The sequence below is a fragment of the Streptomyces sp. NBC_00385 genome (genome assembly GCF_035917155.1).
GTDB classification, from domain to species: domain Bacteria; phylum Actinomycetota; class Actinomycetes; order Streptomycetales; family Streptomycetaceae; genus Streptomyces; species Streptomyces poriferorum.
Window position 1 is genome coordinate 512094 of the sequence record NZ_CP107951.1, and the last position, 22842, is coordinate 534935.

Genomic DNA, 22842 nt, shown 5'->3' on the forward strand with positions numbered 1-22842 from the left:
TTCCCTGCCTCTTCCCGCGCCTCCCAGGAGCGTCCCTTGCCCGGTCCGACCCCCGGTCCCCCTCACGACGCGCGCCCCACGCTGGAGGGGGTGGCGGCCCGCGCCGGAGTCTCCCGGGCGACCGCCTCACGGGTGGTGAACGGCGGTGCGGGGGTGCGGCAGCCGCTGGTGGACCGGGTCCGCAAGGCCGTGGAGGAGCTCGGCTACATTCCGAACCACGCGGCCCGGACCCTGGTGACGCGGCGCAACGGCGCAGTCGCCGTGATCATCGACGAACCCGAGGCCCGGATCTTCTCCGACCCCTTCTTCTCCCAGCACATCCGCGGCATCAGCCGTGAACTTGGCGTGCACGATGCCCAGTTGGTGCTGCTTCTGGTGGAGGGCAGCGGCGATTTCGAGCGGGTCACCCGTTACCTGGCCGGCGGCCATGTCGACGGGGTGCTCGCCTTCTCGCTGCACACCGATGACGAACTGCCCTCGGTCATCCGCCGGTTCCGGGTACCCACCGTCTACGGCGGCCGCCCGGGACGGCCGGGCGCGGCATCCGAGCTCGCGGTCCCCTATGTGGACTGCGACAACCGCGGTGGTGCCCGTGAGGCCGTACGCCACCTGGTCTCGCTCGGCCGCCGGACCATCGCGCACATCGCGGGCCCGCGCGACCAGACGTCGGCGCTCGACCGGATCGACGGCTACGCCGACGTACTGCCCGGCGGCGACCCCGCCCTCGTCGCGGACGGCGACTTCACCACCGAGGGCGGAGCGCGGGCGATGGCCCAGCTGCTGGAGCGGCGGCCCGGACTGGACGCCGTCTTCGCCGCCAACGACCTGATGGCCTCCGGCGCACTGAGAGTGCTGCGCGAGCACGGTCGCCGGGTGCCGCAGGACGTGGCCCTGGTGGGGTTCGACGATCTGGAGTCGGTGGCCGAGGCCACCGATCCCCCGCTGACGACGGTCCGTCAGGATGTGGAAGGAATGGGCCGGTTGATGGTCCGGCTTCTCATGGAGCGGCTCAACGACGGGCACACCGACGCCGATTCGATGATCATCCCGACCCAGCTGATCCGCCGCGCCTCCGCGTGACCGCGCCGGCGCATGTCTGCGCCGCCCGGTGGCCGATGAGCGGGCCGAGGGCGGTCAGCAGCCGCCGCGCCGCATCGCGTCCCGGTGGGCCGCCCGTGCCCGCCGCGCCCGCGGCAGATACCGCAGCCTCTCCGGCAGCACCGGCACGACCACCCGCACCACGGCGCAGAACCGCCGCAGCCTGCGCTCCTGGACCTCCGACCACTCCAGGCCGATCGCCTCGCGGGCGTCCGGCGGCATGAGCCCGACGGTGAGGAAGCCGCGGAACCGGGCCAGCGGCGGAAGCAGCACCGGCCACAGGGCCTTCAACAGCAGCCGGAGAGCCAACGGTCCCCGGTCCGGGGGCGGCACCGGGGCGCCGGTGCCGACGAGCTCCTCGACGACGGCGGTCCGCTCGATCTCGTCGGCGAGCATGCCGCGGTAGTAGGGCCAGAACTCCTCGATCGTCCGCGGCATGTCCCGGTCGTGGATGCCGAGCACGCGGCCCACCTGGAGCCACTCCCGGTACAGGGCCCGTTCCTGGTCCCGGCCGAGCGGCCTCAGGAGGTACCGCGCCCCGTGCCGGTACACGGGGAACCCGGTCGCGTGCACCCATGCGTAGTTCGCCGGCGACAGGGCGTGGTACGGGCGGCCGCGGGTGTCGGTGCCCTGGATCGTGCGGTGCAGCCGGCGCAGCCTGCGCCCCTCCTCCGCGGCCTCCTCTCCCCCGTACACCCAGAGCTGGAGCGAGGTCAGCGAACGCTCCCCGCGACCCCACGGGTCCGTACGGAACACGGAGTGCTCGTCGACGCCCGCGCCGACCGCGGGGTGGGCGACCTGGAGGGTGAGGGCCGCCGGCAGCATCAGCAGGGCCCGGATGTCACCGGACAGGCTCCACAGCACGCCCCCGGGCGGGGGCGGTACCGGATCCGCGCCCCTGGCGCTCCCGCTGCTCATGTGGTGCTCCCGACGGTCGGCGGGCGCGCGGTCCGGCGCCCGGCGCCCTGCGTGATCCAGTATGCGAGCGTGTCCGGATCCCTGCGCACCGGCCCCTCGGAACACCCGCCGTCGGCCGTGTTGACGGGGCCGGTGAAACAAGTCAATAGTATTTGTAACTTTGACTCCCCCGACCAGACGGGCCATCACATTTTTTAAGAGTCAGGGGTGTTGGCCCTCACGACAGCGACAGCACAAGGCAGCGGTCCCCGCGGGGAGTCGGTACCCGGACAGGAGAGCGCACCATGGGCCGATACAGCCGCCTGCACGAGATACGCCGGATGGATCCGGCACGCGACTACGCCGAGATCCTTCGGCTGATCTCCCAGTACGAGTTCCCCTGGGACTACCGGCAGGGGGTGAGCGTCGCCTTTCTCCGGGACTACGGCGTCCCCCGGATCTCGGTGCTCCTCGACCGGACCCAGGAGTTCGAACGGGCCGGGCAGAAGCGGTACGACGACACGGTGCTGATCGGGTACGAGATGGCGGCCGACGGCTTCGACTCGGAGCGCGGGCGCGCGGCCGCGCGCCATCTGAACCGGATCCACGGGAAGTACAGCATCCCGAACGAGGACTTCCGTTATGTCCTCGCGACCACCGTCGTGGGGCCGAAGCGCTGGATCGACCGGTTCGGCTGGCGTCCCCTGTGCCCGCAGGAGATCCAGGCGCTGGTGGAGACCGGCCGCAAAATGGCGGCCGTCATGGGAATCGAGGGAGCGCCCGACACGTACGAGGGGTTCGAGGCGCTCCTCGACTCGTACGAGGCGCAGATGTTCGCGTACGACCCGGCGAACCGGCGGGTCGCCAACGCCACCTTCCGCGTCATGGCGAGCTGGTATCCGCGCCCGTTACGGCCCCTGGTGGCGAGGTTCTCGCTCGCGCTGCTCGACGAGCCGCTGCTGAGGGCGCTGGGCTTCCGGCCGCAGCCGAGGTGGGCACGGACCTCGGCGTCGGCGGCCCTGCGCCTGCGCGCCCAGTGCGTACGCCGGCTGCCGGCCCGGCCGCGCCGCCTGCCCTCGCGCCCGCAGCCCCGTTCGTACCCCTTCGGCTGGCGGCTCGACGACCTCGGGCCGCACTGGGCCCGCAACCGCCCCCTGGAGCCGCTGCCCGACGAGGCCGGCGAAACCCCCGACGGATCTAGCCGGCCGCGAGCAGCGGCACCAGATAGCGGCGGGCGAACTCCCGCACCTGAGTGTCGTCGTCGAGCTGGAAACAGCTGACGGGGCTGAGGAGGAAGGAGACGGTGATCCGCACCATCAGTTCGGCCACCGGCGTCGGATCGGCCGCCGGCCGGCCCTCCGCCCGCCGGGCCTCACGCAGCCGGTCGGCCAGGTACGCGCGGATGGCGAGGAAGGCCGGGCCGCTCTCCAGGGTCAGGAACGGCAGCATGGTCTCGGGCTCCAGCCGCAGCAGACCGCCGACGAGCGGATGCTCGCGGATGTGGCGCAGCACCGCGGTGAAGCCCTCGACGAGCCGGTCCTCCGTGGTCGGCAGCGCGGCCACCGCGTCGTCCACCTCCACCAGGAAGCGGCGGTACTCGCGCAGCAGACAGGCGGAGACGAGGCTGTCCTTGTTGCCGATCCTCCGGTACACGGTGACCCGTGAGACCTTGGCGCGCTTGGCGACGTCGTCGACGGTGGAGCGGCGCAGCCCGAAGGTCATGAACTGCTCGCGTGCGGCGTCCAGGATCTGCTCGTTCAGCGCGTCGGAGGGCGGAGTCGCGCTGAGCGCCACGGCCAGCCGTGTCCCGTCGGTGCTCCGTGCCGTCATGGGCCCTCCCCGTTCCGCGGCTTCCACCCCACCATAGATACGGAGTGATCCTCCCGTAGCCCCGTAGCCCTGTGACCACGTGTGCGCGGCGGTGGTGTCCAGCCCGACGACGCACCCGCCGTCACCGAGGGCGGGGCCGGCCCTGGACCGGAGGAGAAGGAGACACGGACAGACGGGAGACCGCGTCCTCGTCCGGTCCGGATGAACGGCCTCAGCCGAAGTCGTACACCGTCACCGGTATGCCCCGTCCGGCCAGCCGTTTCTCGACCAGGGGCTCGATCCGGGACCATTTCCCGCCCGCCAGCCCGCAGCCGATCCGCGGCATGTGCACCGAGGCCCCCAGCTCGGCCGCCCGGTCCGCCACCGCCCCCAGCGCGCTGTCGATCGCCTCGTAACGCACCGGGACCCCGCCGCTTCCCGTGCGCATCCCTCGCTGGCCCACGGCGTTCGCCACCCAGACGTACGGGCTCACCTGCACGAACTGCACGGCGCCGAGGCCGAAGTCGTTGCCCGCGCGCTCCCTGTGCCATCGGCGGTACGCCGCTTCGGGTTCCGGCCAGCGGCGCGAGAGGGCCAGGACGAACCCCTTCCCCCATCCGCCGAGGTCGTTGCAGACATGGACGATCAGCTTGACGCCCTTGCCGTGGGGAGAGGTCGCGTCGCCGCGTACGTAAGTGATCTCGGGCATGGGACCAGGCTAGGCGGGCCCACTGACATCCAGGCTCTTTCACATCATTGGTGAGACAGCAATACTGTTGCACCGGAGGGCGCACGCACCCGGCAGCCCATCCGCAGGCGGACACGAGGAGCAGACATGGCGACCGAGGGCGAGGAGCCGAAGCTCACCGTCGACGAGCTGGCGGCGCGCGCCGGGGTGACCGTGCGCACGGTGCGCTTCTACAGCACCCGGGGGCTGCTGCCGCCCCCGGTCATCGGGCCGCGCCGGGTCGGGCACTACGGGCACGAGCACCTCTCCCGGCTGGCCCTCATCGAGGAGCTCCAGCACCAGGGCATGACGCTCGCCGCGATCGAACGTTATCTGGAGCAGTTGCCGCCCGACCTGAGCGCCCACGATCTGGCCATCCACCGGGCCCTGGTGGCGTCGTGGGCGCCCGACTCGGCGGAGGACGCGACCCGTGCGGAGCTGGAACGCCGCTCGGGGCGGCCGCTGACGCAGGAGGACATCGACCGGCTGGCCGCGATGGGAGTGCTGGAGCGGTCCGGAGCGGACGACGGTGTGTACCGGGTGGACCCGGGGCTGCTGCGGCTCGGTGTGGAGCTCCTCGACGTGCCGATCGCGCACGAGACGATCCTCGCCGCCCGTACGGTCCTGCTGGAACACACCCGGTCGGTCGCGCACGAGCTCAGCCGGCTCTTCCGGGACGAGGTGTGGGGTCCGTACCGGGAGCGGGAGTCGGATCCGGAGCACCTCAAAGCGATGAAGTCGCTGTCCGCGCACATGCAGCCGCTGGTGCTGCAGGCGCTCGTGACCGCGTTCCAGCGCTCGCTCAAGGAGGAGCTGCGGGCCGCCTTCGCGGCCGAGTAGCGGCCTGACGGGCCGCACCGGTGGGTGCGGCCCGTCGTGGCCTCGGCAGTCGTGGCCTCGGCAGTCGTGGCTTCGGCAGTCGTGGCTTCGGCAGTCGTGGCGTCGTCAGTCGCGGAAGGTCTCGCCCTTCTCCGCCTTCTCCACGAGCAGCGCGGGCGGCAGGAACCGGTCACCGTACCGTTCGGCGAGTTCGCGGCTGCGGGCCACGAAGCCGGGCAGGCCACCCTCGTAGCCGTTGATGTACTGGAGCACCCCGCCGGTCCACGCCGGGAAGCCGATGCCCATGATGGAGCCGATGTTGGCGTCGGCGACGGTGATCAGGACGTTCTCCTCCAGGCAGCGGACACTGTCCAGGGCCTCGGAGAAGAGCATCCGCTCCTGCATGTCGGTGAAGGAGATGCCCGTGTCCGCCTTGGTGCCGAAGTGCTCGCGCAGCCCGGGCCAGAGGCGGGTGCGCTTGCCGCTCTCGTCGTACTCGTAGAAGCCCGCGCCGCCGCTGCGGCCGGGGCGGCCGAACTCGTCGACCATCCGGTCGATGACCGCGTCCGCGGGGTGGCCGGCCCAGCTGCCGCCCGCCTCCTCGACGGCCTTGCGGGTCTCGTTGCGGATCTTGCGGGGCAGGGTGAGCGTCAGCTCGTCCATCAGGGAGAGCACCTTGGCCGGGTAGCCCGCCTGGGCGGCCGCCTGCTCGACGGAGGCCGGCTCGACACCCTCGCCGACCATGGCGACGCCCTCGTTGATGAACTGCCCGATGACGCGCGAGGTGAAGAAGCCGCGCGAGTCGTTGACGACGATCGGCGTCTTCTTGATCCGGCGGACCAGGTCGAAGGCGCGGGCCAGTGCCTCGTCGCCGGTCTTCTCGCCCTTGATGATCTCGACGAGCGGCATCTTGTCGACGGGCGAGAAGAAGTGCAGCCCGATGAAGTCGGCGGAGCGCGAGACCCCTTCGGCCAGCACCGTGATGGGCAGCGTGGAGGTGTTGGAGCAGAGGAGGGCGTCCGGCTCGATGACGTCCTGGATCTCCTGGAAGACCTTGTGCTTGAGCCCCGTGTCCTCGAACACGGCCTCGATGACGGCGTCGCAGCCGGCGAGGTCGGCCGGGTCACCGGTCGGGGTGATGCGGGCGAGCAGCTCGTCGCGCTTCGCCTCGGTCGTGCGGCCCCGGGACAGCGCCTTGTCGAGCAGCTTCTCGCTGTACGCCTTGCCCTTGGCGGCGGCCTCCGTGGAGACGTCCTTGAGGACGACGTCGATGCCGGCCCGGGCGCAGGAGTACGCGATGCCCGCACCCATCATCCCGGCGCCGAGGACCGCGACCTTGCGGACCTGGCGCTCCTCGATGCCCTTGGGGCGGCTGGCGCCGGAGTTGACGGCCTGGAGGTCGAAGAAGAACGCCTGGATCATGTTCTTCGAGACCTGGCCGGTGACCAGCTCGGTGAAGTAGCGGGCCTCGATGGTGAGCGCCGTCTCGAAGTCGACCTGCGAGCCCTCGACGGCCGCGGCCAGGATGTTGCGCGGCGCGGGCATGGGCGCACCGGCGAGCTGCTTCCTCAGGTTGGACGGGAAGGCAGGCAGGTTCGCGGCGAACTTGGGGTTCGACGGGGTGCCGCCGGGGATCCGGTAGCCCTTGACGTCCCAGGGCTGCTGGGACTCGGGGTTGGCGTCGATGAAGGCGCGGGCCTTCTCCAGCATCTCCTCGCGGGTGGCGGCAACCTCGTGGACCAGGCCGTTCTCCAGGGCGCGCCGCGGGGTGTACTGGGTGCCCTGGAGCAGCACCTTGAGCAGCGCGTCGGCAATGCCCATGAGGCGTACGGTGCGGGTGACGCCGCCGCCTGCGGGCAGCAGGCCGAGGGTGACCTCGGGCAGGCCGATGCGGGAGCCGGGGGCGTCGAGGGCGATGCGGTGGTGGGAGGCGAGGGCGATCTCGTAACCGCCGCCGAGGGCAGCGCCGTTGATGGCGGCGACGACGGGCTTGCCGAGGGTCTCGATGCGGCGCAGCGACCTCTTGATCGCGGTGCCGGCGTCGAACGCGGCCTGCGCGTTCTCGGGGCCGATCCTGATCATGTCCTTGAGGTCTCCGCCCGCGAAGAAGGTCTTCTTGGCGGAGGCGTAGATAATGCCCCGGATCGAGTCCTTCTCGGCCTCGGCCCGGTCGGCGACGGCCTCGATGGAGTCCCGGAAGGCCTGGTTCATCGTGTTGGCGGACTGGTTGGGGTCGTCGAGTACGAGGGTGACGACGCCGGTCTCGTCCTGTTCCCAGCGGATGGTCGTGCTCTCGGTCATGTGTCTGTCTTCTCCGTAGGAAGGGGGACGGTCAGAGACGCTCGATGACGGTGGCGATGCCCATACCGCCGCCCACGCACAGGGTGGCGAGGCCGTAGCGCTTGTCGCGCCGCTCCAGTTCGTCGATCAGGGTGCCGAGGATCATCGCGCCGGTGGCGCCGAGCGGGTGACCGAGTGCGATGGCGCCGCCGTTGACGTTGATCTTGTCGAGCGGGAGCCCCATGTCGCGGGCGAAGCGCAGGACGACGCCGGCGAAGGCCTCGTTGATCTCGACGAGGTCGATGTCGTCGATGGTCAGTCCGGCCTTCGCGAGCGCCTTGCGGGTGGCGGGCGCGGGCCCGGTGAGCATGATGGTGGGCTCGGAGCCGGAGACGGCGGCGGAGACGATCCGGGCACGCGGGGTGAGGCCGTAGCGCTCACCGATCTCCTTCGAGCCGATCGCGACGAGGGCGGCGCCGTCGACGATGCCGGAGGAGTTGCCCGCGTGGTGGACGTGGTCGATCTTCTCCACCCAGTGGTACTTCTGCAGCGCCACCGCGTCGAACCCGCCCATCTCGCCGATCGCCGCGAACGACGGCTTGAGCGCGGCGAGGGAGTCGGCGGTGGTGCCGGGGCGCATGTGCTCGTCGTGGTCGAGGACGACGAGACCGTTGCGGTCCTTGACGGGGACGACGGAACGCGCGAAGCGGTTGTCCTTCCACGCCTCGGCGGCGCGCTCCTGCGACAGGGCGGCGAACTCGTCGACGTCCCGGCGCGAGAAGCCCTCGATGGTGGCGATGAGGTCGGCGCCGATGCCCTGCGGTGCGAAACCGGTCTCGTAGTTGGTCATCGGGTCCATCGCCCAGGCACCGCCGTCGGAGCCCATCGGGACGCGGGACATCGACTCGACGCCGCCCGCGAGGATGAGGTCCTCCCAGCCCGAACGGACCTTGGCGGCAGCCAGGTTGACGGCCTCCAGGCCCGAGGCGCAGAAGCGGTTCTCCTGGACTCCGGCGACGGTGTCGGGCAGGCCGGCCGCGATGGCGGCGATGCGCGCGATGTCGGAGCCCTGGTCGCCGAGCGGGCTGACCACGCCGAGGACGATGTCGTCGATCGCCGCCGGGTCCAGGCCCGGGAAGCGGTCGCGGAGTTCGTGGATCAGGCCGACGACGAGGTCGATCGGCTTGGTGCCGTGCAGGGCCCCGTTGGCCTTGCCGCGGCCGCGCGGGGTGCGGATCGCGTCGTAGACGAATGCTTCGGTACTCAAGACAGCTGCCTTTCGAAGGTGGTTGCGCAACAGGGGTGACGGGGGCCCGGTCAGGCGAGCAGCGAGCGGCCGATGATCTCCTTCATGATCTCGGTCGTGCCGCCGTAGATGGTCTGGATCCGGCCGTCGGTGAAGGCCCTGGCTACCGGGAACTCCGCCATGTAGCCGTATCCGCCGTGGAGTTGGAGGCACCGGTCGGCGACACGCTTCTGCAGTTCGGTCGCCCACCACTTCGCCATGGAGGCGTGTACGGCGTCGAGTTTCCCGTCCGAGTGGTCGACGATGCACCGGTCGAGGAAGGCGCGGGTGACGGCGCACTCGGTGGCCATCTCGGCGATCTCGAAGCGGATGTGCTGGAGCTTGGAGAGCGGCCGGCCGAAGGCCTCGCGCTCCTTGACGTAGGTGGTGGTGATCTCCAGGAGGTGCTCGGCGGCGGCGATCCCGGCGACGGCTATGCCCATCCGTTCCTGGGCCAGGTTGGTCATCAGGTGGATGAAGGCGCCGTCGAGTTCGCCGAGGAGGTTCTCCTTGGGGACGCGCACGTCGTGGAAGAACAGTTCGGCGGTGTCCTGGGACTTCTGGCCGATCTTGTCGAGGTTGCGGCCGCGCTCGAAGCCCTCGGCGCCGCGCTCGACGACGATCAGCGAGAGGCCCTTCGCGCCGCCGTCCGGGGTGGTTTTCGCGACGACGACCACCAGGTCGGCGAGGATGCCGTTGGAGATGAACGTCTTGGAGCCGTTGAGCAGCCAGTGGTCGCCCTTGTCCTCGGCGGTGGTGCGGATGCCCTGGAGGTCGGAGCCTGCGCCGGGTTCGGTCATCGCGATGGCGGTGATGATCTCGCCGCCGCAGAAGCCGGGCAGCCAGCGCCGCTTCTGTTCCTCGGTCGCCAGACCGGTGAGGTAGGGGCCGATGATGTCGTTGTGCAGCCCGAGCGCGAGTCCGGGGGTGCCGGCCCGGGTGAACTCCTCGGCGAGGACGGCGCTGTAGCGGAAGTCGGTGTTCCCGCCGCCCCCGTACTCCTCGGGTACGGCGAGGCCGAGCAGCCCCTGCCGTCCGGCGGCGCGCCAGGCCTCGCGCGAGACGATGCCGTCCTTCTCCCACTGTTCGTAGTGCGGAAGCACCTCCTTCGACAGGAAGGTGCGGACCGTCTCGCGGAACGCGTCGTGCTCCTCGGTGAAGATCTGCCGCTGCATCAGTCGGTCGTGTCCTTCCGGGTGTTCCGCAGGGCCGGTACGCCCCAGTCGGCGGCGACGGCTTCGGTGTCCGCGCCGGGCCGCGCCGGTCCGCTGTGCACCGAGGAGGGCGTGGCCGAGAACCGGGGGGCGGGCGCGGGCTGGATGAGTCCGCCGTGTTCGACGAAGGTGGAGCGGGCGGCCAGGTGCGGGTGGTGGGGTGCTTCACGCAGGGAGAGGACCGGGGCCACGCAGGCGTCCGAGCCCTCGAAGACCTCGGTCCACTCGGCACGGGTCCGGGTGCGGAACCGGGCGGCGACGACATGGCGCAGCTCGTCCCAGCGGGCGAGGTCGCCCCGGTCGGGGGCCGTCTCCGCGATGCCGAGGAGTTCGGTGAACTCGGCGTAGAACCGCTTCTCGAGCGGGCCGACGGCCATGTACGCGCCGTCGGCGGTCTCGTACGAGCCGTAGAACGGGCAGCCGCCGTCCAGCAGGTTGGAGCCGCGCCGGTCCTGCCAGCCGCCGGCCTGCAGCATGCCCTGGATCATCATGGTGAGGTGCGCGGTGCCGTCGACGATCGCCGCGTCGACGACCTGTCCACAGCCGCCGGGCGTTCGGGCGTGCTGGAGGGCGGCGAGGACGCCGACGACGAGGTAGAGCGAACCGCCCGCGTAGTCGCCGAGGAGGTTGGCGGGGACGACGGGCGGCTCCTCCGGCTCGCCGATCATGGAGAGGGCGCCGGTGACCGCGATGTAGGCGATGTCGTGCCCGGCCCGTTCGGCGAGCGGGCCCTCCTGGCCCCAGCCGGTCATCCGTCCGTAGACGAGCTGGGGATTACGGGCCAGGCAGGTGTCCGGGCCCACGCCCAGGCGTTCGGCCACTCCGGGCCGGTACCCCTCGATCAGCACGTCGGCACGCTCGGCCAGGTCCAGGACGGTGTCCGGACCGGCCGGGTCCTTGAGGTCGACGAGGACGGAGCGCTTGTTGCGGTTGGTGAGGTCGTGGGCCGGGTCGATGCCGAGACCGGCCCCGCCGGGCCGGTCGACACGCACCACGTCGGCGCCGAGATCGGCCAGGAGCATCGCGGCGAACGGGCCTGGCCCGATGCCCGCCAGCTCGACCACGCGCACCCCGGCCAGCGGGCCGCGCGGACCGTGCGAGCCGTTCCCTGTCGTTGCCATCGAGCTCCCAGCGGTATGACACAACTGATGTAACATCGATGATGCTAAGAACGCACCGCGCTCCGCACAACCCCTTGGAGCGAGCAAGCGCTTAGTTTCTCTCCCCGGGATCCTCTCGCACGAAGCCTCCCCTCCCGCACAGCGCCACGTACGGCTCCGCTACCCTCTGCCTGCTACATCGGCGCCGGCCCCTGCGGAGGCACTCGTGAACAGGCAGAACGGGGCATCACGCCCCTATGACGTGATCCTCTTCGGCGCCACCGGTTTCGTGGGTGAGCTCACGGCCGGATATCTGGCGGCCCACGCCCCGGACGGCTGCCGCTGGGCCCTGGCCGGCCGCAACCGCGCCAGACTCGAGCAGCTGCGCAACCGGCTCACCGCACTGCATCCGCACTGCGCGGACCTCCCGCTGCTGCACGCCGACGCCGACGACGCGGACGCTCTGCGCGAACTGGCCGAGTCCACCCATGTGGTGGCCACGACCGTCGGCCCGTACGTCTGGTACGGGGAGAAGCTGGTCGCGGCCTGCGCGGAGGCGGGAACGGACTACACGGATCTCGCGGGCGAACCGGAGTTCGCCGACCGGATGTATCTGGAGCACGACGCCCGGGCCCGCGAGACCGGGGCCCGGATCGTGCACGCCTGCGGTTTCGACTCCGTACCGCACGATCTGGGCGCGTACTTCACGGTCCTGCAACTGCCCGAGGACGTCCCGCTCCGCATCGACGGGTTCGTCCGCTCCAACGCCGTCTTCTCGGGCGGTACGTTCGCCTCCGCGCTCACCGCGATGGGCCGCGGCCCGCAGATGCTGAGCGCCGCGAGGGAGCGCCGGCTGCACGAGCCCCGGCTGGTCGCCCGCCGCGCCGCCGCCCCGCTCGGCGGGCCGCGCTTCAGCTCGGAGACCGGCACCTGGGCGCTTCCGCTGCCGACCCTCGACGCGCAGATCGTCAGGCGCTCGGCCCGCGCGCTCCCCCGCTACGGCCCCGACTTCCGCTACCGGCACTACGCCTCGGTCAAGCATCTGCCGGTGGCCCTGGGCGGCACGGCGGCCCTGGGCGCCCTGCTCGGCGCGGCGCAGCTGCCGGCCCTACGGAACTGGCTGATGGACCGCTACGAGCCGGGGTCGGGCCCGGACGAGGAGCGCCGCCGCCGGAGCTGGTTCACCGTCCGGTTCGTCGGCGAGGGCGGGGGCCGCCGGGTCTTCACCGAGGTGTCGGGCGGCGATCCGGGTTACGACGAGACGGCGAAGATGCTGGCGGAGTCGGCGCTGTGCCTGGCGCTGGACGAGCTCCCGCCGGCCTCGGGCCAGGTCACCACGGCGGTCGCCATGGGAGACGCCCTGCTGGAGCGGCTGCGCGGGGCGGGTCTGCGCTTCCGGGTGGCGGCCGTGCGCTGACGCGTCACCGGGCGGACAGGGCTCAGAGGATCCAGGAGGCCAGGGTGTAGAGCATCGCCCCGGCCCAGACGAAGCCGACCGCACCCCCGATCAGCATGCCCACCGCCACACGGCGCTGAGCAGGGTGAAGGGGTGCGGTTCGAGCGGTTGAGCGAGATGCGTTCATGCGTCCAGACTGCCGACCATGATCGCCGGGCGCTATCCGTACAGATACTCAGACGCCCGGACCCCCTGTTCGCGCCGGCCCTCAGCCGGTGGCTTCCCGGAGCGCCCGCCGGCACAGCGCGTCGGCCCTGCGGGTCGTCTCCGGCTGACGGAAGCCGCGGGCCAACAGCAGCGTGTGCGCGCAGGCGTTGTCCAGGCCGGTACGGTGCCCGACCGAGACGTACACCGGTTTCGTGCCGTCCTGGGTGCGCAACGCCTGCCCCACCACCTCGTCCCCGTCCAGCAGCGGCGACCGGTCGCCGCGGTGGGGGCCGGGCTGTTCGTACGAGAAGGTGAACGGGTTCTTCGCGACGCCGATGACCGGGAGCCCGGTGAGCACGCCCAGATGGCTGGCGAGGCCGAAGCGTCGGGGGTGCGCCTGTCCGTAGCCGTCGCAGACGACGAGCCCCGGGTCGACGGACAGGGACTCGAGCGCGGCCAGCACGGTGGGGATCTCGCGGAAGGCGAGGAGTCCCGGGATGTACGGGAAGGTGACCTGCCCGGTGGCGGTGGCCTCCGCCACCACCTCCAGCGTGGCCGCGTCCAGGACGACGGCCGCCGCCACGACGACATCGCGCTCGTCGTCGTAGGCGACGTCCACGCCCGTCACCGTGCCGCTGCCCGGCGGCGGCCCGGGCTCGTCGAGCACCACCCGGGTACGCAGGGTGTCCTGGAGGGCGCGCGCCTCGGCCTCGTCGGCGGGTATCCGAAGTGTCGTCATGGTGCCGGACAGTTTAGGCAGGCCGCTCCCGTAGCCTCTGGATCATGTTCGTTCTCGATCTGTCGTACACCGCCCCACTGGACCGCGTCGATGCGGTGATGGAGGATCACGTCGCCTGGCTCGACGTCCAGTACGCGGCCGGGGTGTTCATCGCCTCCGGCCGCAAGAACCCCCGCGAGGGCGGGGTGATTCTCGCGGTCGGCGGCGACCGGGCCGCGATCGAACGGCTCGTGGCGTCCGACCCCTTCGTCGTGCACGGCGTCTGTGCGTACCGGATCACGGAGTTCATCGCGACGAAGACGTCGGACGCGCTCGCTCCCTACCGTCAGCAGGTGTAGGGGCCTCTCAGCGGACGAACGCGCGTGCGGCCCGCCCCTTCTCACCGGCCGCCCAGCAGCTGCCGTCCGTGGTGCAGTCGACCGTGTCGTACGACCCGGTGTCGACCGGGCGCCAGGTGCGGCCGCCGTCCGTGGTGAGGTCGGTGCCGGCCGGGCCGACCGCGAGTGCGGCCGAGCGGCTGTGCGGCAGCCAGGCGACGCCGGAGCGGTAGGCGGCGGGCGGCGTACGGGACGGCTGCCAGCCGCGGCCGCCGTCGGCGGTGACCGCCGAGGCGCGGGGCGACGCCTGGTCGGCGCGGTAGTCACCGCCGACCGCGATGCCATGGGTGCGGTCCCGGAACGCGAGGCCGAAGACGCCGCGTGCCGGGTCGCCGGCCGGGATCGGCGACGCTGTCGCGGTCCAGGTCAGTCCGCGGTCGCCCGAGTGCAGGATCCGGGCGGTGGCCGCCCCGCCGGTCGCCAGCCAGACGTCCTTGGGACCGGCGCTGACCAGGCACTGTCCACTGGCTGCGAACCCCGCCTCACCGGTCTGCGCCTGCGGCATGCCGGCGCTGGGCAGCACGTTCCAGCTGCGGCCCCCGTCGGCGGTGGACAGGATGCGGAACCGCCCGTCCACGGGGTCGCTCATGGCGAGGCCGTGGCGGCTGTCGAAGAAGGTCAGGCAGTCGTAGAACGCGCGTGCGTCGGTGTTGCGGAACGACTCGGTCCAGGTGACCCCGCCGTCCTTTGTACGCAGCACCCGGGAAGCCTCTCCCTCGCCGATGGCCAGGGCCACTGCCCGCCGGGCGTCGAAGGCCTCGATGTCGCGGAACTCCAGTGCCTCGTCGGCCGCACCGGGCGGTGAGACGTCGCGCCAGTGTGCGCCGCCATCGGTGGTGCGCAGCACGGTGCCCTGCGAGCCCGCGAGCCACGCCGTACGGCTGCTGACGGCGGCGAGGCCTCGGAAGCGGGCGTCGGTGCCCGTATCGGTGGGCGTCCAGGCCGGACCGTGCCGTTCGCCGGGTGCCGCCTGGGCCGCGGGTGCGGCCAGCGCGGCGGCCAGCGCGGCCCCGCACAGTCCCAGTGACATCAGTCGTCGCGTCTTCCCCATGGGCTTCATGGCGCTGGAAGCTAATCCACGGACCGGGCGCCGTCCAGGGTGCATCGCCGGGAAACGGGCACCTGTGCATGCGGCGGTGTGCGGTGACGTAACTCACCCCGTGCTCCGATGCACGGATCGACCGGTTCCGTCGTCTGTACAGGAGCGTCGCGAGAGGGAGCAGGTCTTGTCCACCGTAATCGAACAGTCCGTACAGGCCCGCATGGTCGCATCCGCACCCCGGATGGAAACGCTTCCCGCAGTACTGAGCTACGACCGCACGGACCCCTTCGCCGTACGCATGGCGTTCCCCGCACCGGCGACGCTGGAGGGAACCGAGGTGTCCTGGGAGTTCTCCCGGGAGCTGCTGGCGGCCGGGATGGAAGCGTCGGCGGGGGTCGGGGACGTACGCGTCAGGCCCTTCGGGTACGACCGCACCGTGCTGGAGTTCCACGCCGCCGAGGGCATCGCCATGGTGCACGTGCGCACGGCGGAGCTGCGCCGTTTCCTGCGGCGCGCCCAGGAACTCGTCCCTGCCGGGGAGGAGCACCGTTTCCTGGACCTGGACCGGAGTCTGGCGCACCTGCTCGGCGGTTCCTGCTGACCCCGTCGCGTCGGGGCCGGGCCCGGTAATTCGCTTGCCCCGTCCCGGGGACCGCCGTACCTTCGTTGATGTCCTTGTTGTCGCCGATAGGAGTAGGACGTTGCTCGTCTGAGGTCTTGAGACACCGTGTCGCACGCCGTGTCATGTCCGCACATGTCCGCGTGCCCGAGTGTGACCTCAGCTCTCCGAGCCGTCCTCCGCGACCAGGGCCTTTCCTTTTCTCGTCTTCCGGAATCACTTCCGTGGAAAGCCAGTGACCGGTGTCTCGCCCCGTTGCCCCTGTCCTTCCTCGCAACCGGGAGTTCCTTGTGTCCACCCCCCTCACCCACATCACCTGCTCGTCGCTCTCCTTCGCCTGGCCCGACGGCAGTCCGGTGCTCGATGACTTCCACCTCACCGTGGGCCCCGGCCGTACCGGGCTCATCGGGCTCAACGGCTCGGGCAAGTCGACCCTGTTGCGGCTGATCGCCGGTGAACTCACCCCCGTCGAAGGCCACATCAGGGCGGCGGGCGAGGTCGGTTACCTGCCGCAGAACCTGGTCCTGGACACCGCGCTGCGCGTCGACGCCGCCCTGGGCATCGACGGGACCCGTGCGGCGCTGCACGCCATCGAGGCGGGCGATGTCACCGAGGAGCGGTTCGCCGCCGTCGGTGACGACTGGGACGTGGAGGAGCGCGCGCTCGCCACGCTCGACCAGCTCGGCCTCGGCCACATCGGGCTCGACCGCACGATCGGTGAGATGTCGGGCGGCGAATGCGTGCTGCTGCGCCTGGCGGCGCTGCTGCTGGCCCGGCCGGACGTACTGCTGCTGGACGAACCGACGAACAACCTCGATCTGTACGCACGCGGCCGCCTCTACGCGGCGGTCGACGCGTGGAACGGCGTCCTCGTCGTCGTCAGCCACGACCGGGAGCTTCTGGAGCGCGTCGACCAGATCGCCGATCTGCGGGAGGGCTCGGTCACCTGGTACGGCGGGAACCTCTCGGCGTACGAGGAGGCGCTCGCCGTGGAGCAGGAGGCAGCCGAGCGCATGGTGCGGGTCGCCGAGGCCGATGTGCACCGGCAGAAGCGCGAACTCGCCGAGGCCCAGGTCAAACTGGCGCGGCGCAAGCGCTACGGACAGAAGATGCAGGAGAGCAAGCGGGAACCGAAGATCGTCATGGGTGCGCGCAAGCGCTCGGCCCAGGAGTCGGCGGGCAAGCACCGCATCATGCACACGGAGAAGCTGGCCGAGGCGAAGGAGCGCCTCGACGACGCTGTCGAAGCGGTGCGGGACGATGCCGAGATCAGGGTCGAACTGCCGCACACCAAGGTCCATCCGGGCCAGGGCGTGCTGCTGCTGAGCGATCTGGAGCTCGCCTACGGGGCACGGGTGCAGGGCTCGTTCGAGGTACGCGGCCCGGAGCGCATCGCGCTCGTGGGACGTAACGGAGCGGGCAAGACCACGCTGCTGCGGACACTGGCCGGTGACCTGGCACCGGTGTCCGGTGAGGCGTCGGTGCACCTGCCGATGCGCTTCCTGCCCCAGCGGCTGGATGTGCTGGACGACGACTTGAGCGTGGTGGAGAACGTGGCGCGGTTCGCACCGGATGCCACGGACAACCGGATCAGGGCGCGACTGGCCCATTTTCTGTTCAGGGGCGCCCGGGCGGACCGGGCCGCCGGGACACTGTCGGGCGGCGAGCGGTTCCGTGCCGCTCTGGCCTCACTGCTGCTGGCCGAACCGGCGCCTCAGCTGTTGATGCTGGACGAGCCGACGAACAACCTGGACATGGCGAGTGTGCGCCGGCTGACAGTGGCACTCGACGCGTACGAGGGTGCGTTGATCGTGGCGAGCCACGATGTGCCGTTCCTCGAATCGCTCGGGATCACGCGCTGGCTGCTGCTCGACGGCGGGATCCGGGACACCACGGCCGAGGCGGTGCGCGCCGGACTGTGAGGTGCGGGGCGGGGGTGGGAGGTTCGCGCGGGTGGCAGGGCTAGCGGTGGAGTAACGCCCAGGTCTTGGAGCCGCCGGAGGCCGTCAGCGCGGGGGCCAGCCCCCAGTCCCCGCCGTGTTCGTCCACCGCGGCGGCCAGCAGCCACATGCTGGCGCTGCGGTGTTCCCGGCACTCCTCGGACTTCTCGGGCGACGCATGGACCGGGTGCTGGTCGTAGAGGGTGATCCGCAGCGCGTCGAACTGCCAGTGGACCCGCAGGAGCATCTCCCGGTCCGGCGTGAAGCGATAGGCGGCTGCGACGAGTTCCGAGGTGGCGAGGACCGCCGTCTCGGCGAGTTCGGCAAGACCGTGCCGGCTGAGCAGTTCATCCACGGCGCGGCGGGCGAGGCCCGCGCAGAAGGCGCCGCCCGGCAGGGCGAACGAGTAGCTGAGGTTGTTCGCCGCCGGTGGTTGTGGTCCGGCGGGTGCGAGGGCCGGGAGACAACGCAGTGCGCCCTTCATCAAGTGCTGCTCACATTTCTGATACGTGTGGTGACGATCACACACAGGGGCGCGGTCGCCCCGTGTGAGACTTGCGCTACCGACCGTAGCGCACGCCTGGAGCACAGTGCTACTACTTGTGTGGTTCCGGTCATTTCGCCGCCCACCCCGGAAGGACACACACCGTGCCGCCCAGGACCACTCCGACCGCACGACAACAACGCCTCGGGTACGAACTGCGCAAGCTGCGCGAGCAGTCGGGGATGACGGCACAGCAGGCCGCGGCGCTTCTGGGCGTCGACCGCACCCGTATCCCCAACATCGAGTCCGGCCGGTTCGGCATCAGCGCCGAGCGGGTCCGCACCCTGGCCTTCAACTACGGCTGCCCGGACACGGGCCTCGTGGACCTGCTGGCGGAGATGGCGACGGAGCGGGCCAGGGGCTGGTGGGAGGAGCATCGCGGCCTCCTGCTGCCGAGCCTGCTGGACATCGCCGAACTCGAGTTCCACGCAGTGGAGCTGAACACCGCCACGACCACCCACATCCCCGGCCTGCTGCAGACCGAGGAACACGCGCGCGCGGTCTTCGACACCGCCGACCCCCGGCTGCCCGGCCCGGACCTGATGGCCCGGCTCTCCCTGCGGCTGCGCCGCCAGGAAGTGCTCGAACGGGACCGGCCGCCGCTGTACGAGGCGGTGGTCCACGAGGCCGCGCTGCGGATGCAGTTCGGCGGCCCCAAGGTCACCCGGGCACAACTGGAACACATTCTCGACCAGTCCGAGCGCAGCCGGATCACCGTCCGGGCCATCCCCTTCGCCGCAGGCGGTTTCCCTGGGGCCGGACAGTCGTTCACCTATGTCGGCGCGGCGGTCCCGCAGCTCGATACCGTGCAGCTCGATTCCTCGCACGGTTCGATGCTGCTGGACGCGGATATGCAACTGCGCCGGTACCGGGGCCTGTTGGAGCGCCTGCGTACGCTCGCGCTGCCGGTCGAGGAATCGCGTGACTTCATCCGATGCATAGCCCAGGACCTCTGAGGAGAGAGACCATGAACGACATCTGCTGGGACGAAGCCTTCTGCAGCGAGGGCGCGAACTGCTTCCGATTCGGACTCGACGACCAGGGCCGCGCCTACATCGGCTCCACGACGGACCAGGCCAGCTACGTGAGCGACTCCGTGGAAGCGCTGCAGGCACTGATCTTCGCGGTGAAGGCGGGTGCGGCTGACCACCTGCTCTGATCCGGCCCGCCCCGACCGCGCCCCCTCACGCGCTGCGCTCCGAGTACGCCGACTGTTCAGAGCTCATCGCCACGGGGGCACGGCCCGGCCGATCATTCGATTTCCTCCCGGCCTCACACCCTGCCCGCACACCTCCCTGACCCTCCGTATACACGCTTGACCTGCACTTATGACACTGAGTGAACGACTGTCGCCCGGACGGGCTTGGCGGGGGCCTTACTGCCGCTTTAACCTACGGTCTCGTAACCTACGAAGCCGTAGGCAATTCTCCCGTCCCCAGGAGCCCCCGTGACGATCACCTCTCCCCACCTCGGCAGTTCGCAGGCGTGGACCGACGCCCAACTGCTGTACGCGCTGGAAGAGGTGGTGGAGAAGGAACTCAACCGCCATCTCAAGGTCGCCAAGGACTGGATGCCGCACGAGTACGTACCGTTCTCCGACGGCCGGAACTTCCCCGGCATCTTCGAGGACGGCCAGGCCTGGGAGGCCGAGCAGTCCAAGGTCACCGACATCGGCAAGATCGCCCTGGTCGTGAACCTGCTGACCGAGGACAACCTCCCCAGCTACCACCACGAGATCGCCTCGCTCTTCGGCCGTGACGGCGCCTGGGGCACCTGGGTGCACCGCTGGACGGCCGAGGAGGGCCGCCACGGCATCGTGATGCGCGACTACCTGCTCACGTCGCGCGCCGTGGACCCGGACAAGCTGGAGCAGTTCCGGATGGCGCACATGGCGGAGGGCTTCGAGTCCGACAACCGCCACTCGATGCTGCACTCCGTCGCCTACGTGGCGTTCCAGGAGCTGGCGACCCGGGTCTCGCACCGCAACACCGGGCATCAGTCGGGCGACCCCGTCTGCGACCGCATGCTGGCGCGGATCGCGACCGACGAGAACCTGCACATGGTCTTCTACCGCAACCTCCTCGGCGCGGCCTTCGAGCTCGCCCCGGACCTGACCATGCAGTCCGTGCGCGATGTCGTCGTGAACTTCCGGATGCCCGGCCACGGCATGCCCGGATTCGAGCGGGCCGCCGCGCAGATGGCGATCGGCGAGATCTACAACATGCGGATCCACCACGACGACGTGATCCAGCCGGTGCTGCGCTACCTGAAGGTGCTGGACATCGACGGTCTGGGCCCGGAGGGCCTCCAGGCGCAGGAGGAACTCGGTCTGTACATGAACGGCCTGGACAGCGAGGCGTCGAAGTTCGACGAGAAGCTCGCCGCGCGCAAGGCTCGCATGGCGGCCCGCGCCCAGGCCTGACGGCCGGTCCAGCTGTCCCCCCGCACGGGGGCGGACCTCCTCGGTCCGCCCCCGTGCGGGGGTGAGCCCTCCCCCGGGCTGCGCGGACCGTACTCTGTGCCGGTGAAACCTGTGACCCGTGTTGTTCTGTTCGGTGCGCCGATAGTCATCGTCGTCTCCCTGCTCTTCAACAGCGGCGGCGACGCGGAGCTGCCCACGAGCTCGCCCACCGCGAAGGCGTCGGTCACCGCGTCCGCACCGGCCGACCCGTTCGCCGCGGCGGACGACGAGGAACGGCGCGCACTCAACGCACGCGTCGCCGCGATGCCCCCGGGGCTGGCCGAGCCGAAGATGCGCGAGATCGCCTGGCAGCTGCTGGCCAGCGCGGAGGGATCGACCCTGGACTGGCGCAGCCAGTACGCCACGATCGAGGACACCGGCGACGGCACCGGCTACAACGCCGGAATCGTCGGCTTCTGCTCCAGTACGCACGACATGCTCACGTTCGTCGAGGCATTCACCGCGGACCACCCGGACAGTCCCCTGGCACCGTTCGTCCCGGCGCTGCGCGAGGTCGACGGCACCGCTTCGCACGAGGGGCTGGACCCCGGTTTCACGGCCGCGTGGAAGAAGTCGGCCGAGGACCCCGCCTTCCGCACCGCCCAGGACCTGGTCCGGCTGAAGCAGTACTTCGAACCGGCCGTCCATCTGGCGAAACTGGACGGGCTCGGCACCCTGGGTCAGTACATCTACTTCGACGCCATGGTGCTCCAGGGGCCCGGATCCGAGGCGGACTCCTTCTACGGCATCCGGAAGGCAACCGCGGAAGAGGCGGACACGGTCGCGGAGGGCGGCGACGAGACGGCCTATCTGGACGCCTTCCTCGAAGCGGCACGGACCGTGATGAAGTCGAAGAAGAACCAGCAGGACACCTCGCGCCTCGACACCGCCCAGCGGGTGTTCCTGGAGGACGGGAACCTGGCACTCGAACCGCCGCTGACCTGGAAGATGTACGGCGAGACCTTCCGTATCCCGTCCTGATCCGGCGTCCGGCTCCCCTCGGGCGCGGTTATGCCCGCGCGTCCTGTCTGATCAGCTCCGACGCCATCTGCGCGAGGGCGGCCGTCGGAGGGCCGATGCGCGGAAGGCCGGAGTGCCCCACGGTGAGGAAGCGTTCACGCCTGGTCGCGCTCGACTCTGCGGAGCCGGTCGCGCTCCTTCTCGGAGAGACCGCCCCACACGCCGAAGCGCTCGTCGTTGTCGAGTGCGTACTCCAGGCAGGCCAGACGTCCCTCGCAGGCGTTGCAGAGCTGCTTTGCCTCACGGGTGGAGCTGCCGGGGGCGGGGAAGAAGAACTCGGGCCCCGTCTGTGCGCACAGCGCTGTCTCCTGCCAGGCGAGAGCGGGGTCGGTCGCGGTGTTGATCAGCATGGGCACACAGTGCCCTGCCGCGATAAACGACTGATCAACGATCCATCAATCGCCGGCGACGCATCGGCCGCCGGGGCGAACCGGTCGCGGCGCACCGGTCACTGGACGCTCCTGATCACGGCGAACGCGGCGCCGTACGGATCCTCGACGTCGGCGAAGGTGCCCACGCCCTCCATATCCGTCGGTTCCAGCGTCAGCTTGCCGCCCAGCTGCTCGACCGCCGCAGCGGCGGCGTCGCAGTCCTCGACCTCGATGTACGGCAGCCAGTGCGGCCCGGCGGCTGCCCTGACGGGCACGGCGTCCAGCGGGACGAGTCCGCCGAACGAGGTCTCCTCACCGCCACCCGCCGTCCTGATGACGGTGTACGCCCCGCCACCGCCGGGATAGGGCGTCTGGATGGTGTCCCAGCCGAAGACGGCGTCGTAGAACGCCGCGGCGGCCGGCACGTCCGGGGTGTAGAGCTCGGCCCAGCAGAGGCTGCCCCGCTCGTTCACGACGCCGAGGCCCGGGTTCTGCTTCGGCTGCCAGACGCCGAAGTACGCCCCGGCCCGGTCGGTGAACCCGCCCATCCGGCCGTACTCCAGGACGTCCATCGGCTCGAACGGCACCGCCCCGCCGGCGTCGCGCACGGACTGTGCGGTGGCCGCGACGTCCGCCGACCGGAAGTACACCGACCAGGACGGCTTCGCCTGCTCCTCGGTGACCGTCATCGCGCCGCCGACCGTCTTCCCGTCCAGCAGGAACATCCCGTAACCACCGGTCTCGGGGCCTCCGGCTTCGAAGTCCCAGCCGAGGAGAGGGGTGTAGAAGGCCTTGGCCCCCTCGAGATCCGGTGTACCGAGATCCATCCAGTTCGGGGATCCGTCAACAAAACGGGTGGTGAGCATCGTGCGCTCCTTCGGTGGTCCCGTTCTCGCA

At 70.7% G+C, this 22842-nt stretch carries 24 protein-coding genes; 11 read left to right on the forward strand and 13 right to left on the reverse strand.

What is annotated here, in order from left to right; translation table 11 throughout:
* Window positions 1–36 precede the first annotated feature (36 nt).
* Entirely contained in the window at window positions 37–1080 is a 1044-nt protein-coding gene (locus OG959_RS02305) for a LacI family DNA-binding transcriptional regulator (RefSeq protein ID WP_326656280.1), read from the forward strand.
* Between the two features lie 54 nt (window positions 1081–1134).
* On the opposite strand, the gene OG959_RS02310 is transcribed toward OG959_RS02305, so the two are convergent.
* Window positions 1135–2016, reverse strand: coding sequence for an oxygenase MpaB family protein (locus tag OG959_RS02310; RefSeq protein ID WP_326656281.1), 882 nt, complete (start codon window positions 2014–2016; stop codon window positions 1135–1137).
* Window positions 2017–2300: 284 nt separating this feature from the next.
* Here OG959_RS02310 and OG959_RS02315 point away from each other — a divergent pair, with 284 nt between their 5' ends.
* A complete protein-coding gene (locus OG959_RS02315) occupies window positions 2301–3275 on the forward strand; it encodes an oxygenase MpaB family protein (protein ID WP_326656282.1) in 975 nt (324 codons plus the stop codon).
* Here the strand turns inward: OG959_RS02315 and OG959_RS02320 are convergent.
* Together OG959_RS02320 and OG959_RS02325 are read right to left on the reverse strand one after the other, a co-directional pair.
* Entirely contained in the window at window positions 3193–3825 is a 633-nt protein-coding gene (locus OG959_RS02320; protein WP_326656283.1) for a TetR/AcrR family transcriptional regulator, read from the reverse strand. The genes OG959_RS02315 and OG959_RS02320 overlap by 83 nt on opposite strands.
* Before the next feature lie 211 nt (window positions 3826–4036).
* On the reverse strand, window positions 4037–4513 hold the full coding sequence (locus tag OG959_RS02325; protein WP_326656284.1) for a macro domain-containing protein: 477 nt from the start codon (window positions 4511–4513) through the stop codon (window positions 4037–4039).
* Between the two features lie 126 nt (window positions 4514–4639).
* Between OG959_RS02325 and OG959_RS02330 the strand changes: the two genes are divergently transcribed.
* Window positions 4640–5371 carry a MerR family transcriptional regulator gene (locus OG959_RS02330; RefSeq protein ID WP_326656285.1) on the forward strand — a complete coding sequence of 244 codons (732 nt, stop codon included), beginning with the start codon at window positions 4640–4642 and terminating at the stop codon, window positions 5369–5371.
* A 105-nt stretch (window positions 5372–5476) separates the two neighbouring features.
* Here the strand turns inward: OG959_RS02330 and OG959_RS02335 are convergent, their stop codons facing one another.
* The 4 genes from OG959_RS02335 to OG959_RS02350 are packed head-to-tail and all read right to left on the reverse strand — an operon-like array spanning window position 5477 to window position 11250.
* Window positions 5477–7651 carry a 3-hydroxyacyl-CoA dehydrogenase NAD-binding domain-containing protein gene (locus OG959_RS02335; RefSeq protein ID WP_326656286.1) on the reverse strand — a complete coding sequence of 725 codons (2175 nt, stop codon included), beginning with the start codon at window positions 7649–7651 and terminating at the stop codon, window positions 5477–5479.
* Window positions 7652–7682: 31 nt separating this feature from the next.
* Window positions 7683–8897: an acetyl-CoA C-acetyltransferase gene (locus OG959_RS02340; RefSeq protein WP_326656287.1), complete on the reverse strand. Its 1215-nt coding sequence runs from the start codon at window positions 8895–8897 to the stop codon at window positions 7683–7685.
* Between the two features lie 50 nt (window positions 8898–8947).
* Window positions 8948–10090 carry an acyl-CoA dehydrogenase family protein gene (locus OG959_RS02345; RefSeq protein ID WP_326656288.1) on the reverse strand — a complete coding sequence of 381 codons (1143 nt, stop codon included), beginning with the start codon at window positions 10088–10090 and terminating at the stop codon, window positions 8948–8950.
* On the reverse strand, window positions 10090–11250 hold the full coding sequence (locus OG959_RS02350) for a CaiB/BaiF CoA transferase family protein (protein ID WP_326656289.1): 1161 nt from the start codon (window positions 11248–11250) through the stop codon (window positions 10090–10092). The genes OG959_RS02345 and OG959_RS02350 overlap by 1 nt, the downstream gene beginning before the upstream one ends.
* 205 nt (window positions 11251–11455) lie before the next feature.
* On the opposite strand from OG959_RS02350, the gene OG959_RS02355 reads away from it, so the two are divergent.
* A complete protein-coding gene (locus OG959_RS02355; protein ID WP_326656290.1) occupies window positions 11456–12646 on the forward strand; it encodes a saccharopine dehydrogenase family protein in 1191 nt (396 codons plus the stop codon).
* Window positions 12647–12668: 22 nt separating this feature from the next.
* Here OG959_RS02355 and mmpA read toward each other — a convergent pair whose 3' ends face one another.
* Window positions 12669–12812: a morphogenic membrane protein MmpA gene (mmpA, locus tag OG959_RS02360; protein WP_326656291.1), complete on the reverse strand. Its 144-nt coding sequence runs from the start codon at window positions 12810–12812 to the stop codon at window positions 12669–12671.
* Between the two features lie 81 nt (window positions 12813–12893).
* Window positions 12894–13571, reverse strand: coding sequence for an endonuclease V (locus OG959_RS02365; RefSeq protein ID WP_326656292.1), 678 nt, complete (start codon window positions 13569–13571; stop codon window positions 12894–12896).
* A gap of 44 nt (window positions 13572–13615) precedes the next feature.
* On the opposite strand from OG959_RS02365, the gene OG959_RS02370 reads away from it, so the two are divergent.
* On the forward strand, window positions 13616–13909 hold the full coding sequence (locus OG959_RS02370) for a YciI family protein (protein ID WP_326656293.1): 294 nt from the start codon (window positions 13616–13618) through the stop codon (window positions 13907–13909).
* Window positions 13910–13916: 7 nt separating this feature from the next.
* Here the strand turns inward: OG959_RS02370 and OG959_RS02375 are convergent, their stop codons facing one another.
* Window positions 13917–15008 carry a WD40/YVTN/BNR-like repeat-containing protein gene (locus OG959_RS02375; RefSeq protein ID WP_326656294.1) on the reverse strand — a complete coding sequence of 364 codons (1092 nt, stop codon included), beginning with the start codon at window positions 15006–15008 and terminating at the stop codon, window positions 13917–13919.
* 166 nt (window positions 15009–15174) lie between these two features.
* Here OG959_RS02375 and OG959_RS02380 point away from each other — a divergent pair, with 166 nt between their 5' ends.
* Window positions 15175–15591 carry an SsgA family sporulation/cell division regulator gene (locus tag OG959_RS02380; protein WP_326656295.1) on the forward strand — a complete coding sequence of 139 codons (417 nt, stop codon included), beginning with the start codon at window positions 15175–15177 and terminating at the stop codon, window positions 15589–15591.
* Between the two features lie 308 nt (window positions 15592–15899).
* Window positions 15900–17531 (forward strand): ABC-F family ATP-binding cassette domain-containing protein, encoded by a 1632-nt coding sequence (locus OG959_RS02385; RefSeq protein WP_326656296.1) that lies wholly within the window; start codon window positions 15900–15902, stop codon window positions 17529–17531.
* Window positions 17532–17571: 40 nt separating this feature from the next.
* Here the strand turns inward: OG959_RS02385 and OG959_RS02390 are convergent, their stop codons facing one another.
* Window positions 17572–18033 carry an ATP-binding protein gene (locus tag OG959_RS02390; RefSeq protein ID WP_326656297.1) on the reverse strand — a complete coding sequence of 154 codons (462 nt, stop codon included), beginning with the start codon at window positions 18031–18033 and terminating at the stop codon, window positions 17572–17574.
* Between the two features lie 164 nt (window positions 18034–18197).
* Between OG959_RS02390 and OG959_RS02395 the strand changes: the two genes are divergently transcribed.
* The 4 genes from OG959_RS02395 to OG959_RS02410 all read left to right on the forward strand — a co-directional run bounded on the left by OG959_RS02395 (window position 18198) and on the right by OG959_RS02410 (window position 21535).
* Entirely contained in the window at window positions 18198–19049 is an 852-nt protein-coding gene (locus OG959_RS02395) for a Scr1 family TA system antitoxin-like transcriptional regulator (RefSeq protein WP_326656298.1), read from the forward strand.
* Between the two features lie 11 nt (window positions 19050–19060).
* Window positions 19061–19252 (forward strand): hypothetical protein, encoded by a 192-nt coding sequence (locus OG959_RS02400; RefSeq protein WP_326656299.1) that lies wholly within the window; start codon window positions 19061–19063, stop codon window positions 19250–19252.
* 288 nt (window positions 19253–19540) lie between these two features.
* Entirely contained in the window at window positions 19541–20515 is a 975-nt protein-coding gene (locus OG959_RS02405; protein WP_326656300.1) for an acyl-ACP desaturase, read from the forward strand.
* A gap of 111 nt (window positions 20516–20626) precedes the next feature.
* Window positions 20627–21535, forward strand: coding sequence for a chitosanase (locus tag OG959_RS02410; protein WP_326666168.1), 909 nt, complete (start codon window positions 20627–20629; stop codon window positions 21533–21535).
* Window positions 21536–21669: 134 nt separating this feature from the next.
* On the opposite strand, the gene OG959_RS02415 is transcribed toward OG959_RS02410, so the two are convergent.
* The gene (locus tag OG959_RS02415; protein ID WP_148016933.1) at window positions 21670–21924 is read right to left on the reverse strand and encodes a WhiB family transcriptional regulator; all 255 of its coding nucleotides are present in this window, start codon (window positions 21922–21924) and stop codon (window positions 21670–21672) included.
* Window positions 21925–22022: 98 nt separating this feature from the next.
* Complete coding sequence (locus OG959_RS02420) at window positions 22023–22811, reverse strand: VOC family protein (protein ID WP_326656301.1); 789 nt, start codon at window positions 22809–22811, stop codon at window positions 22023–22025.
* Window positions 22812–22842: the final 31 nt, after the last annotated feature.